The organism is Bradyrhizobium cajani, assembly GCF_009759665.1.
In the GTDB taxonomy this organism is placed as follows: domain Bacteria; phylum Pseudomonadota; class Alphaproteobacteria; order Rhizobiales; family Xanthobacteraceae; genus Bradyrhizobium; species Bradyrhizobium cajani.
Genome location: NZ_WQNE01000010.1, coordinates 1 through 12,813, shown reverse-complemented (window position 1 = coordinate 12,813; position 12,813 = coordinate 1). Strand labels below are relative to the sequence as shown.

Here is a 12,813-nt window from a genome sequence, read left to right as displayed (position 1 = left end):
TGGAGGTCGTTCGGACGAACGACATCGGCCAGACAGGAGCGCGGCGTCGCGTCGGGGCGATTGTCGGCGATATGCAACCGGGAGTTGCTTGAGCGATCCGGGTGGCAAGCTCGCCGCGACCGCGCGGCTGCGGCCGCGGGACGCACGATGTCCGGGCGTGCCGCCGTGCCGGGCGGAGTGTCGCAGATCCGCAACGTCAATATGTTAGGCGCGCAACGCTATGGCGGGCAAACCGCTGGCACGGCACGAAATTTGCCGCTAAGCACTGGTTAAAGTCTCGTTGATCGAACGGAGTAGAAGGCCATTCCCATGAAGGATTCCGCCTCGGGCGCCCCGAATGTCATGTTTCTGGTTGAGGTCGTGAACTGCAATGACGGGATTGCATCCTATTGCGAGACCCTGGCAACCGGATTGCACGCTCGCGGCGTACAGATTCACCTGGTCTCCGGCATCGTGCGGTCGGACGAGAAATCAGAGTACAAGCGTCAGAAGCTGGCAGCGGCCGTCAAGCAGTGGCACGTCGTTCCCGGTCTCCGCAAGCTGCCCTCGCTGTCGATCTTCATGCGGCTCTTGAAGTTGATCCGGGAGAACGACATCACTGTGATCAACGTCCACGGACTGGGCATGCTGATGTGGGGCAGGTTGCTCTCGCTGCTCACCGGGGCCCGCTGTGTTGCGACGTATCATCCCTCGGTGCTGGGGAACATCGAGAAGGTGCAGAATGCGCCGCAATCGACGTTCAGCCCGGTCCAGATCCTGTTCTTCAATCTGTTCTTTCCGCACACCCTCATCCTGATGTCGGAGGAATCGCTCCGGCATCTGCGCCGCTACGTGCTGTTCGGCAAGAACCGCATCGCCAAGGTGTACGGTGGCGTCGATACGGTGCATTTCCGTCCGCCGTCCGATGCCGAGCGCCGCGATGCGCGTGCGAAGTTCGGCGTCGCGGAGGGTGAGTTCATGTGTCTGCTGGCGGCGCGTCTCGCCTGGGTGAAGGGCCACGACCTTCTCATCAAGGCGGCGCGCAAGATCCGCGACAGCGCCAGTCCTTCGCCGATCGACATCAAATGCTATTTCGTCGGCAGCGGCGGAGCCGAGCGCGAGAAGGAGATCAAGTCGTTTGCCTTCGCCGACGAGAAAGACAAGGACACATTCAAGTTCCTCGGGTTCATGGGCGACGTCCGCGAAATTCTCTGGGCCGCCGACGTGTTCGCGCTTCCGAGCCGGTTCGAGGGATTCCCGCTCGGGGTCGCCGAGGCCATGGCAACGGGACTGGTTCCGGTGCGAACCCCGGCCGGAGGCGCTTCAGACCAGATCATCCAGGGGCAGACCGGCTTCATCGTGCCGTTCGAGGACGTCGATGCGCTCGTCGGCGCGCTCGAGAAAGTGGCCGATCCTGCGATGCGCGCCGCGCTGTCGCGCAATGCCCTGGCGCGCGCCCAGCAACATTTCGGTGTCGGTCCGATGGTGGACGAGACCCTCAAGATCTACGGCTTGACCGGCGATTCCAGCGGCGATCCGCTGGCCCACGCGGTCAAGGCCTGATTTAGCTACGCGCCGACGCCAGCAGATCGCCTCGCCACGTCACCAGGACGACGGCGAGGCCGGCAAAGGCGATCTTCCCCGCAAGCCAGGCCAGGGAATCCGACGGAGCTGCGGCGAGCGTCGCGATCGCCGCAGCGGCGACGGTTGCTTCCACGATCAGCAGCGTCCGCGGTGCGGCCCGGAACCGGATCAGCGGACCGCTTGCGAAAAGGATGACGAGTGCCGTGGCCAGCGCCGCGCTCGCGATTTGTCCCGCGACCGATATGTGCAGCAACGCGCCGATCGAGGATGCCGCCGAGACCAGCAGCAGCTGGCACGCGGCGATGACCACCAGCCTTGTGGCCGATTTGGTCAGATGCGGCACGATCGCGAGCGTGGCCTGAAGGTGGGTGTGGAGGAAGTAAAAGACCGCCGCGACCGGCGCAGCGTTCAGAAAATCGACCAGCAGGTCGGACGGGACGAACAGGTGCGCCGCGTCGGGCAGAAGGCCGATCAGCCCGCCCAGCATCACGATCGTCGCACAGAGGATGAAGTCGAGCATGCGGGAGGTGGCTTTGCGCGCTTCGCCGTCGACGCTTCGCTCGAACTGGACGACGACATTGGGATAGCTGACGGTGTGAATGGCGGCCACCAGAACGGAGAACGGACGCTGCAATAGATCGATCGCCATCGAAAACCCGGCGGCCCCCGTTGACGTGCGGCCGAGCGTGGCGATCACGATCAAGCGCAACGTGACGGGGACGGAGAGATGTATGACGGAGGCGGCCGCGGCCATGATGCCGTAGCGGCAGAAATTGCCCCAATCCGTCAGCATGGCGTGTCGCGAGGTCCGCCGTAACGAGGTGCGATGCACGATCAGGCTCGCCAGAAGCACCGCGCCGTAACCCGCAGCGACGCCGCACAGCGTCGCGGCCGCCGTGCCGTAGAGCAGCGCGGCCGCGACCGCACCGACCAGAAGCACGCTGGCGCGCAGTATCAGGAGGATGGATGCAGTGGCCAGCCGATCGGACACGCGCACGATCATGAAAAACAGATCGGTGGCGCCTTGCAGTACGGCCATCGCCAGCGCGAGCGCGACGACGCTTGGCGCGAACGGGCTCACCAGCCCCGCCACGCCGCCGATGAGTAGCAGAACCAGCGCACTGAGCAGGCCCGCGGTGAACAGCGAGAATCGCAGCCGCGCCGCCTCTTCTCCGGACGCGGCGGCCAGGAAACGCACGCCGGCCAGCTGCAGCCATTCGAACACGAAGACGCAGAACAGCTGGCTCGTGGCCAGCGCCAGCGAAAACGAGGTGTACTGGGCCGGGGAGAGGATATGGCTGACGGCAAAGATCAGAATGATCGCGGACGCACTCTGGTAGATATAGCTGCCGAATGCGAGCAGGCTGATCATGTCTGACGACGCGTGAGAGAGAACATGGCGGGATGATCGAGGGGCGGCATCTGCGTCCGCCTCCGCTACGTACGTGGCATGCCGCGGCTGCGCATGAGCTGGTCGAAGACGTTGCGATAACCGCTGACCACGTCGTCAAAGGTCCATTTGACGATACCGGACTTCAATCGTCCGCTCATCTCGAGAATCTGCTGGGGGGCGTCGAGGATTGCCAGGATGCTCTTGGCGATCGAGGCCGGATCGGGAGACGTCAACCAGCCGGTGAGGCCGGGCATGATCGCCTCCTGGATGCCGCCGAAGGGGGTGCCGAGCACCGGCTTGCAGGCGGCTTGGGCATCGGCGATCACAAGGGGGCATGGATCTTCCCAGACCGAAGGTACGACCACGACGTTCACCTGTTCGTAGAATTGCTTCGGCTGCACGAAGCCCAGAAACTCCATTCGTGCATTGGGAGCAAGCGCCTTGATGTGCTCGCGCTGGCTCTCGGATGCGTGGCCCGCGATGACGAGCCGGATGCGATCCGGCGGCAGCATCGCGATGGCGCGAACGAGATTGTAGATGCCTTTCTCTTCCGTCAGTCGTCCGATGAAGCCGAATGTGATGCTGCCGTCGGCCATGCTCGCCTGGTCGTCGCTCCCGACGTCGGCCGTCGAAGCATTTCGAAGGACGACTTTCAGCGGTGTCTGTGTGAACAGACCGAGGCGGGTGTGGATGTCGAGAATGCGCTGGCTGACGCCCACGACGGCGTCCAGATGTCGCGTCGCCCCGCGGCGGCGAAAGGTCAGGAGCTGGCAGCTCATGCAGCTCGCCTCGCAGATATGTCCGTCCGAGAAGCGCGAGCAGCGGGGGCAGGTGAGATAGTAGTCGTGAAGCGTGTGCAGGACGGGAACGCCCATTTCCGCCGCGGTTCGCCACACCGCCGTCGTCAAGCCGGAGAGATTGTGGGAGTGCAGGAGGTCGGGCTTGAAGGCCTTGATCCGCGCCGCAACGATCGCCGACATCTGCTGCCAGTCCTCGATCGCGTGCCAGATGCCGCGCACGGGCGCGCTGTGCTGTCTGGCGAAAGGAAAATAGATGTTGTGCACGGGTGCCGAATACACGTCGATGCCGTTACAGCTCTCCATCTGCTGGTTCGGCGTCGATGCGGCACGTATCACTTCCACGCTGTCGTTCTGACTGACCAGGGTCTCGGCGAGGCGGCGGGCGTAAATTTCCGCGCCACCGACCACCTTCGGAGCCAACGGCGTCGGATAGAGGGATGACGTGATAAGGATTTTCATCGAAATGGTCTGTCCAGCTATCCTGCCAATGGCTTTGCTGAAATCTCCGTTTCGGCCTATTGCCGGTTGGTCCGATTGTTATTCAAATAGACGTCCAAATATTGTCCTGTCACTGAATCGGCCGAAAACCTCTCGGCAAATCCCGCCAGCGGCGGCCGGGCGAGCTTCCAGTGTGACCTCTCGTTGACGGCCTTCAGCATCAATTCTCCCAGTCGCTTATGATCGTTGGGCTCGTAGGAGCCGATCAAGTTGGAAAACCCCGCGATTTCGGGAATCCCTCCCGCCGTGGAACAAATAGTTGCCCGGCCTGCGTTGATGCTTTCGATCAATGTCCGCGGCAGCGGCTCCGGCCAGACTGAACTCACCAGGCAGACGTCAATGCCCGCATAGAATTCGGCTGACTTGGCGAAGCCGAGCCATTCGACATTCCTTCCGCTGCGGCCTTTCAACCCCCGCACGTAATCCTCGAGCCCCTTTCCGGCAATTTTCAGCTGCCATCCGTTGTCGGGGAGCTGCTCGGCTGCCCTTAGAACTACTTCTATACCTTTTTCGGCCTCGATCCGACCGATGAACCCGAATATCAGATCATTCGAGTCCGAAGGCGGCGATGGCACCACGGAGCCCGGATCGGCGATGTTGAAGATGACGCGGCCATCGGTGCGCGGAAAATATTTCAGCTTCGTGTGCTGATCGAGCACGAACTGGCTGTTCGAGACCACCGCATCGACCATGCGCGAAGCCAGCAGATAGGGAGACGTCATGGTCGCGCAGAGGGTGCAGCGCTGCGCACATGTGGTGTCCCCGCGAAACAGTGTCGAACGTTTGCAGAGCAGGGAGTAGTCGCGCAAGGTGTGCACGATCCTGATGTTGCGCTGCTTGGCCTGCGACCACAACGAGACCGAAAATCCGGTGAGGTTGTTGGTGTGGACGACGTCGGGTTTCTCGAGATCGAGAATTTCGGCGAAACGCGCCGCGGACCTGCGATTCCACGTGTCCTTGAGATGCCATTTCAGCCGCTGGACCGAAGATGGCTTCCTGTCGTTGCCGAACGGCCAGTAGTCGTTGTCCAGCGGCAACCGGTACACGCGGACGCCCTTTGCTTCGTCGACCGTGCGATCCGGCTTGTTCTGAAGGCAGACCACCGCAACCTGGTGGCCACGCTGAACGAGCGCTTCTGCAAGCAGCGACACGGACACTTCGGCGCCGCCAATGATTTCGGGCGGATAGAGCGTGTTGACGATCAGTATCTTCAAGGGGAGCCCTTCACCAGCCAGCCGCAGCGTCAGTTCGATCGCCGGATCTCGAAATCCGGCACGGCCGAGCCCTTGACGCTGACGAGCAACGGCGTCGTCGACAACGCCATCCAGGCGCCGGCGGCAGAGGCCGGCGCTTGCTGACATACATAGCCGATCTCGGCATTTGATTCCGCATTTCTTAGTCGAACCTCGAAGCGCTTCGACGGATTCTCCGACCAAAGCGCCACTTTCGTTTCGGATCCGCTCTCACTGCGGATCTGCACGACGCCCGGCACCGGCGCGGTTCGCGCCGCCTTCAGGCTCGTGCGGATGAAGGCCCAGCTCTCGCGAACGGAACACACGGCGGGCTTCGGTGAATTGTCGAAATGATAGATGCCGAAATTGTCCTCGAGGTCGCCGGGCTTCGTCCCGCTGTCCTTCAATTCGTACAGCCAGATTCCCTTCAGCCAGGGACCAGCGGTCGACGCCCAGAGGATGATCTGCGCCATGTTGTCGGCGGCGAGCTGCTCGGTCACGCCGCATTTCGCGTTCGGGGTGGGCCAGCCGGTCTCGGTCAGATAGATGGGATAGTCGGGATTGCCGGTCGCCTGTGCGACGCGTTGATGAAGATTTTGCAGCCGCTCGATCGCCTCAGCCGCAGTGCGCCCGGCCGGTGATAAGCAGTGGTTGTAGATGTGGATGGACATGCCGTCCGCGACGCGGAGCAGGTCGGTCTTCAAGAGCGCGTCGGTCCATTTCCAGCCCGGATCGTCGCCGAGCGCGCCGACCACGAAAGGCGCGGACGGGACCGCCTGCTTGACCGCCGGCTGCACCAGACGGGCAAGCGTCACGTAGTTTTCGACGGTGAACAGCGGCTCAGCGCGCGCCCTGAGATTGTACTCGTTCCACAATTCGAAGATCGGCTGCCGGTTAGCGACCGCCTGCGCGGCCGCCGCGGCATAGGTGACGAACCTCTGGCGCGCTTCGTCCGTCGTTGGCGGATCGGAGTTCGGGACGAGGTGATGACCGGTCCCGAGAATGAGCAGCGGGATTCCGACGCCGGATCTGATCTGGGTCTCGAGGCGGCCGTTCAGGGCATTGAAGCCGAGCTGCTTGCCCGGCAGCTCGAAATCCGACCAGGGGAAGTCGTCCCGGAACGAGGTGAAGCCGAGCTCCTTCATCTGCTTGACGGCCGTCGCAGGCACATAGCCGCGGGCGCTGGTCACGCCGCCGAGGCCCTGGTGCGTGCCAATCCCCAGCAGGAAACGCTGATCGAGTGGCTGCGCATTCTGCGCGTTCGCAGGATAGACGAGGCCGGCCGCGGCGCAGAGCCCACACATCAGCATCCGGAAACGACGATACGCGCGTCTCCTCTTTTGCTCCGTCACGCTGGTATCCACTCCTGCTCGCGTCAACCCGACAAGGCTAGTCCTCTTCTGTGGCCCCAATTGGGTGAGGTGCCTTGTCTGCGCGCTCGTCATTGAGCGCGTCGAGTTGGGCTATTTGGAGTTCACGACCACCGAGCTGATGTTGTCCGCATTCACGCTTGCGGCGTTCAACGGGTTCATGAGCTTGACGAATTCGGTCGACGGCGATTCCGCCACCGAGATCACGTCATGATCGCGCATCCTGAACGTATCCGCCTGGAACCAGCCGTCTGGCTTGCTCATGTCGAACTTGTAGACGGCGGGAACCGTTTTCGTCGGGAACTGGGACACGTCGATTCCGATGCGCTCCAGAAGCGGCTTCGGCTCGAACCGGTACACATAGATGGACTTGGAGTCCGCGCGAAGGCCGTCGAGGCCGCCGGCCTTCGCGATGGCTTCCGCCAGTGACATATTGTCGTTCTCGAACGAGAAACGACGGTTGTTGGTGCCGCCGATCGACCCCGGAGATGGCGTCGAGCCGAAGACCATGTAGACGCGCGGAATGCGGGTCAGGAAGACGACGTCGCCGGGCGCGAGCAGGACGTCTTCGCTGGGGTGGTGCACCACCGTCGACATCGACTCGTTGTAGGTGCGGCCCTCCCGCTTGATCGTGATCGTGCTCTCGTAGGAGGGATATTTCGGGCCGCCGGCGCGTGCGATCGCGCCCATCAGGCGGATGCCGCCGGGATCGACGGGAAAGCGCTGCGGCGAATTGACTTCGCCGAGCACGCTGATCTGGTTGCCGCGCTGCTCGGCGACGCTGACGACCGCTTGCGGGTCGATGGCGCGGTCCTTGAGGCGCTCGCGGATGATATTCGACACGGCCCGCGGCGTCAGCCCGGCCACCTTGACCGATCCCGCATAGGGAATGTTGATGTTGCCGGACTGGTCGACCTGCTGGCGCGGAATGTCCACGAAGTTGCCCGGCCGCACGCCCGCTTCGCGCGGAATGAACAGGCCGCCTGCCTGCGCTTCGTAGACGGTCACGGTGACGATGTCGCCGATGCCGATCGTGACGTCGCGATAATTGCCGCCCGGAAGGCGCGAGAAGATCATTCCGGAGGTGTCGGTGAACGAATTGGTCGCCTGGAGGATCGCCGGATTGGCCGGCATCAGCGCATAGGCGAGCGGCGCGCTCGGCTCGGTGACGAGCGCGGCATTTGTTTGCGTTGCGACGGCATCCGGAGCGTCTAAGGGAATGAAGCCCGCGCAACCCGCCAAGGAGACGCTGATCGCAGACACGGCCAGGATTCGGCTAATCCCGAAATCAAAATCAAAACGTTCGGTCTTAGCCACCGCCATTCCCTCGCACTCATCTAAAATCGAAATCACCGTACCAATCCTTGAGCGGCAGAGTCACTGCCGCGTGTTCGATTCTATGGTAAAGCAGTTATGGCTGTGACCTTATTGCAACGCGAGAACGTCGCTGGCGCTCAATAGCGCTGTTCAAAATTTGTGCGTCACGACCTTTTTCATATGCAGCTCGCAAATTCGACATGGGGGTGTCAGACCGATGTCACGATTGAGGCGGCAAGCGATCTTGTGAGGGGCAGCGCAACCCGTCGCGCGAAGCGAGAGCATCATTGTCGGACGTGCTCCTGTAACTCCAAGTATTGAAATCGTGTTCACGGTTACTCGGCGTTGTGGTCCTGTCGATGGATTGCAAAGGCGTAAGCGCCAGCGGACATCCTGCGACGCCTGGATCGATGTTTCTGCCGCGGGATTCCGCCTCCGTTAACGCTCCGATCCGGAAGCGGGCGTCGTGCCGGCGCCTGTAAGGTCTTCCTAATCCTGATCCGCCTAATTGTCGGGCAAACAACAGGGAAGGCGAAGATAATGTTGCAGACCGGATCGCTGCTGTTCGCAGCCGGCTTTCTCACCTGCGCGGCGATCGTCGCATCCGCAATTGCGTGGTCGTTCTCGGACAATCGGGTGACCGACGGCGAGTTCGCGCCGGGCGATGTGCGGCGAACGGCCTGATCGGCCTATGATCGCAGATTGTTCGGCAAGTCGGACTGCAACTTTGCTTGCTGCTGCCCGGATTTGCTTTCGCGCACATGCAGGACATCGGCATAGACCTGACTCAAGGTGCGGTGCGTCTGCTCGATATCGTAGAGGCGGGAGAAGCGCTCATATCCGGCCCGGCCGACCGCGGTCAAGTCCAGCCTGGTTGCGCGTTGGAAACCTTCAACCAGCTTGTCGGCCGAGACCTCGTCGCAGAGCACGCCCGTCGCATTGTCTTCGACGATTTCCGGCAGGGCGCCGATCCGGAAGGCGATGATCGGCTTGGCCGCCCGCATCGCCTCGATCGCGACCAGGCCGAACGCCTCCCAGCGTGATGGAATCGCGACCATGTCGGCCTGGTCGAGCTCGGCCTCGATCTGGTTGCGGTTCATCCAGCCCAGCAGCGAGACGTTGGCCGGCAGGTCGCTCCGGTGGAATTTGCTGACGACCGAAGCGCCGATGAGGCGCACATCGAGCGTGTCTCCGAGCGCGCGGGCCGCCTCGATGAGGAGGTCGTATCCCTTCTGGCGGTCGAGGCGCCCGATGAAGAGCACCTTGATCTTCTCCGACCGCCACGGCGCTGCGCCTTTATCGAGCACGGGCCGCTGTTTGGAGATGCCGTTGTGCACAAGAGCCAGGCGATTTGCCGCGATTCCGACCTGCATGGCATCGGTGCGCTCGCTTTCCGAGATGCACACGATGCGATGGGTGAGCTTCGACAGCACGAGTTCGGTGAACTTCGTGACCTCGCGGCTGAGGCGGCCGGTCTCGCGGCCGAAGGCCCATCCGTGCGGGCAATAGACGATGCGCGAACGTCGATAGGTCAGCCAGAGCACCGGGCGCACCACGAGTCCTGCGAACGACGAGTGGAGATGGATGATGTCGGGCCGAAGCTGCCGGACCGCGCGAATCGTCGCAAACAGCATGCTGAACAGGCCGACCGCGTTGCGGCCGTCGCGCGAAAACGTGGTGACGGCATCATCCTCGATGTTCACCAGATCGCTGCGATGGTCGGACGGAACGACATAACTGACGTTGCCGCGCCCGAAGCTCGCGCACTGGTGCGGATGAAGCTCGTTGAGATAGGTCGCGATGCCGCCTCTGACCGTCTCGGCGACATGCAGAACTTTCAGGCCGCTGGACAACGGTCATTCCTTCCTTGTCTTGCAGACGCCAGATCTTTCAAACACACGTCTAACGCCTCTACGCAGCAATATTTGGGCCGCATCATCGTGCCGGGCGGCCGGACACGGCTTGGGAAGCCGGTTTGGCGAGGAATTCGAGCATCGCTGCGGCGGATTTGGCCCAGGAATATGTCGCCAGCCGGAGCCGCTGCTTCTCTTGTTCCTCTGGCGAGATCCTGCCGAGTGCAATTCTTTCGCGCATCCGCGCCGACAGCTCGTCCGCGTTGAGCGGATCGAAATAGGCGGCGGCGTCGCCGCAGGTCTCGCGCAAGGCAGCGGCGGAACTTGCGATGACCGGACAGGCGAAGAACATCGCCTCCAGCGGAGGCACGCCGAATCCCTCATAGAGGCTCGGAAACACGAAGGCTGCAGCCCGGGAGAACAGTGCTGCGATCTCCTCGTCCTTGAGCCGCCCGGCAATGACGACGCCGGTCTTCGACTGCGCGGCAGCGCCGCCGAAGACCTTGCTGTTGTCGCCGCCGACCACGACCAGCGGAAAATCGGCGCGGCCAAGCTGCTCGGCGGCGCGAATCGCGGTGTCGACATTCTTGTTCTTCGTCATCGACCCGACGAAGAGGAAGAACTGGTGGGGCGCAAGATGCAGCTTGTCGATGATCGAGAGATCGGGCTCGACGGTCGCGAAGTGCTCTGCACTGTTCGGAATGACGGGGATCGACGCGGGATCCAGCGACAATACTTCGGCAAGTTCGTTGCGCGAAAACGCGGAAACTGTTGCGATCGTTGCGGTGCGCGCCAACAAATGGCCGAGCGTCCGATGCAAGGCGAGGTAGCGCCAGCTGAAGAAGTCCGGACGCCTGAAAACCTGCGCGTCGTGAATCACGACCAGATGATCGCGGTGGAGCACGGGCCCCGAATTGGCAAGGCTGACAAGACGCGTCCCGACGGCCGCGCGGGCCAGATCGATCTGGTCCCACGCGTGGCCCTGCAACGATCCGACCTGCTTGATGGTGATGCGGCGAAGACCGGCAAGCGTCTGCGCATTCGGCGGCGCGAGGACCTGCCACTCTGCATCCAGCAGTTGCTGCGGGGCCTCTCCGCTCGCGAGCAAACGGTCCATCGCCTTGACGATTTCGGCGGCGTAGCGCTGCACGCCCGTAAGCGATTGTGACAGGAACCTGCCGTTGATGGAAAGTTTCAAAGCCGATCTTTTTCTTTGCGGAGTCTTGCTGGCGTCTTACGCGAACGTTGCCTCAAGACTAAGCATCCGCGCCGAACTCTGTTCTATCACGTGTAGCACATCTGGCGCTACGTTCGAACATCTTCGCAGGCGGATAGCATGCGAGGATGCATGACGCCATCATGTTTCCTACACATTTCGATGCGCTTACATGGATGCGCTTGGTTTGATGATTGTCGTGATTGTCCAAACCTTGCCTCTCCTGTCATGGTCTGGCATTGCTTCGCGGAATGAACGAGATGACAACTTTGCGGCCAGTGATCGTTACCGGTGCTGCCGGCTTTATCGGAATGCATGTCTGTGAACGGCTGTTGGCGCGCGGCGAGCAAGTCGTCGGCATCGATGCGCTCACTCCGTATTACGATCCGGCGCTCAAGCGCGCGCGCCTCCAAACGCTCGAGCGCCGTCCGGGCTTCAGCTTCCACGGGATCGACCTCGCAGATTTCGCCGCGGTGACGCGCGTTTTCGACGAGGTCTCGCCCGACCGCGTCGTGCATCTGGCGGCGCAGCCGGGGGTGCGTGCCTCGATCGACGATCCCATCACCAGCATCCGCGCCAATTGCGACGGCTTCGTCACGGTGCTGGAGGCCGGCCGGCGCCATGGTCTGGCGCATCTCGTCTACGCCTCGTCGAGCTCGGTATATGGCGCCAACCGCACCTTGCCGTATTCGACCGAGCATTCGGTGAACCATCCGGTCAGCCTTTATGCAGCAAGCAAGAAGGCCAACGAGCTGATGGCGCACACGTACGCGCATGTTCACAAGCTCCCGGTGACGGGCTTGCGCTTCTTCACCGTCTATGGCCCATGGGGCCGGCCCGACATGGCCGCCTGGCTGTTCACGCGCGCCATCTTTGCCAATGAGCCGATCAGGATTTTCAATAATGGCGATATGTGGCGCGACTTCACCTATGTCGACGACATCGTCGAAGGCGTGATCCGCACGCTCGACCGGCCCGCCACGCCGAATCCCGCGTGGAACGCCGAGCGGCCGGAAAATTCGTCGAGCTATGCGCCGTATCGCGTCTACAACATCGGCAACAACAGGTCGGTCAACCTGATGGAGTTCGTCGAGACGCTGGAGAAGATCATCGGCAAGCCCGCGATCCGCCAATTGCTGCCAATGCAGGCCGGCGACGTCCTGGAGACGCGCGCCGATATTTCCGCGCTCCAGCGCGACGTCGGTTTCTCGCCGTCGACGTCAATTGCGGACGGCCTTGGCCGTTTCGTCGAATGGTATCGAGAGTACCACGGCGTGTGATCCACGCGCGGCGGTCCACGCGAGCCCTGTGCGATCGCCTTGTCACGCAAAGCGGCTAAGGTTTGTTCGGTTCGCGCAGCAACTTGCCCTAATGTTAGGCGTGCGGTCGAATAGAGAAATGATCTAGGGTGTTCGGTGGAACATCCGTCTTCAACGGAAAGAGCTTTTTCATGCGAATCGCGATGATCGGCACGGGTTATGTCGGACTGGTGTCCGGAGCCTGCTTTGCGGATTTTGGCCACGACGTCATCTGCGTCGACAAGGACGAGAAGAAGATCGCGGCGCTTCATC

11 protein-coding genes are annotated in these 12,813 nt (G+C 62.2%); 4 read left to right on the top strand and 7 right to left on the bottom strand.

Features of this window, described 5'->3' with window-relative positions:
• Positions 1–309 precede the first annotated feature (309 nt).
• Positions 310–1,542 carry a glycosyltransferase family 4 protein gene (locus tag GPL20_RS14340; RefSeq protein ID WP_157330125.1) on the top strand — a complete coding sequence of 411 codons (1,233 nt, stop codon included), beginning with the start codon at positions 310–312 and terminating at the stop codon, positions 1,540–1,542.
• Position 1,543: 1 nt separating this feature from the next.
• On the opposite strand, the gene GPL20_RS14335 is transcribed toward GPL20_RS14340, so the two are convergent.
• The 5 genes from GPL20_RS14335 to GPL20_RS14315 all read right to left on the bottom strand — a co-directional run bounded on the left by GPL20_RS14335 (position 1,544) and on the right by GPL20_RS14315 (position 8,119).
• Positions 1,544–2,935, bottom strand: a complete 1,392-nt coding sequence (locus GPL20_RS14335; RefSeq protein ID WP_157330124.1) for a polysaccharide biosynthesis protein — start codon at positions 2,933–2,935, stop codon at positions 1,544–1,546.
• 65 nt (positions 2,936–3,000) lie between these two features.
• Positions 3,001–4,215, bottom strand: coding sequence for a glycosyltransferase family 4 protein (locus GPL20_RS14330; protein WP_157330123.1), 1,215 nt, complete (start codon positions 4,213–4,215; stop codon positions 3,001–3,003).
• Positions 4,216–4,271: 56 nt separating this feature from the next.
• Positions 4,272–5,615 carry a glycosyltransferase family 4 protein gene (locus GPL20_RS14325; RefSeq protein ID WP_246250481.1) on the bottom strand — a complete coding sequence of 448 codons (1,344 nt, stop codon included), beginning with the start codon at positions 5,613–5,615 and terminating at the stop codon, positions 4,272–4,274.
• Complete coding sequence (locus tag GPL20_RS14320) at positions 5,498–6,790, bottom strand: glycoside hydrolase 5 family protein (protein WP_167533040.1); 1,293 nt, start codon at positions 6,788–6,790, stop codon at positions 5,498–5,500. The genes GPL20_RS14325 and GPL20_RS14320 overlap by 118 nt, the downstream gene beginning before the upstream one ends.
• 159 nt (positions 6,791–6,949) lie before the next feature.
• Positions 6,950–8,119, bottom strand: a complete 1,170-nt coding sequence (locus GPL20_RS14315) for a polysaccharide biosynthesis/export family protein (RefSeq protein ID WP_254126271.1) — start codon at positions 8,117–8,119, stop codon at positions 6,950–6,952.
• 594 nt (positions 8,120–8,713) lie between these two features.
• On the opposite strand from GPL20_RS14315, the gene GPL20_RS38810 reads away from it, so the two are divergent.
• Positions 8,714–8,857, top strand: a complete 144-nt coding sequence (locus GPL20_RS38810; RefSeq protein WP_167533021.1) for a hypothetical protein — start codon at positions 8,714–8,716, stop codon at positions 8,855–8,857.
• A 5-nt stretch (positions 8,858–8,862) separates the two neighbouring features.
• Here GPL20_RS38810 and GPL20_RS14310 read toward each other — a convergent pair whose 3' ends face one another.
• Positions 8,863–10,026, bottom strand: a complete 1,164-nt coding sequence (locus GPL20_RS14310; RefSeq protein ID WP_157330119.1) for a glycosyltransferase — start codon at positions 10,024–10,026, stop codon at positions 8,863–8,865.
• 82 nt (positions 10,027–10,108) lie between these two features.
• Positions 10,109–11,224 (bottom strand): glycosyltransferase family 4 protein, encoded by a 1,116-nt coding sequence (locus GPL20_RS14305; RefSeq protein ID WP_167533020.1) that lies wholly within the window; start codon positions 11,222–11,224, stop codon positions 10,109–10,111.
• A gap of 278 nt (positions 11,225–11,502) precedes the next feature.
• On the opposite strand from GPL20_RS14305, the gene GPL20_RS14300 reads away from it, so the two are divergent.
• Both GPL20_RS14300 and GPL20_RS39950 read left to right on the top strand, forming a co-directional pair.
• Positions 11,503–12,522 carry an NAD-dependent epimerase gene (locus GPL20_RS14300; protein WP_157330118.1) on the top strand — a complete coding sequence of 340 codons (1,020 nt, stop codon included), beginning with the start codon at positions 11,503–11,505 and terminating at the stop codon, positions 12,520–12,522.
• A 170-nt stretch (positions 12,523–12,692) separates the two neighbouring features.
• Positions 12,693–12,813, top strand: a 121-nt coding sequence (locus GPL20_RS39950; protein ID WP_157330117.1) for a hypothetical protein, incomplete at its 3' end; no start/stop codon positions are given.

Coding starts and splice junctions, on each gene's coding strand:
- GPL20_RS14325 (WP_246250481.1), bottom strand. CDS start 5,615: ATGTCAGCAAGCGCCGGCCTCTGCCGCCGGCGCCTGGATGGCGTTGTC.
- GPL20_RS14330 (WP_157330123.1), bottom strand. CDS start 4,215: ATGAAAATCCTTATCACGTCATCCCTCTATCCGACGCCGTTGGCTCCG.
- GPL20_RS14335 (WP_157330124.1), bottom strand. CDS start 2,935: ATGATCAGCCTGCTCGCATTCGGCAGCTATATCTACCAGAGTGCGTCC.
- GPL20_RS14320 (WP_167533040.1), bottom strand. CDS start 6,790: ATGTGTGGGCTCTGCGCCGCGGCCGGCCTCGTCTATCCTGCGAACGCG.
- GPL20_RS38810 (WP_167533021.1), top strand. CDS start 8,714: ATGTTGCAGACCGGATCGCTGCTGTTCGCAGCCGGCTTTCTCACCTGC.
- GPL20_RS14300 (WP_157330118.1), top strand. CDS start 11,503: ATGACAACTTTGCGGCCAGTGATCGTTACCGGTGCTGCCGGCTTTATC.
- GPL20_RS14340 (WP_157330125.1), top strand. CDS start 310: ATGAAGGATTCCGCCTCGGGCGCCCCGAATGTCATGTTTCTGGTTGAG.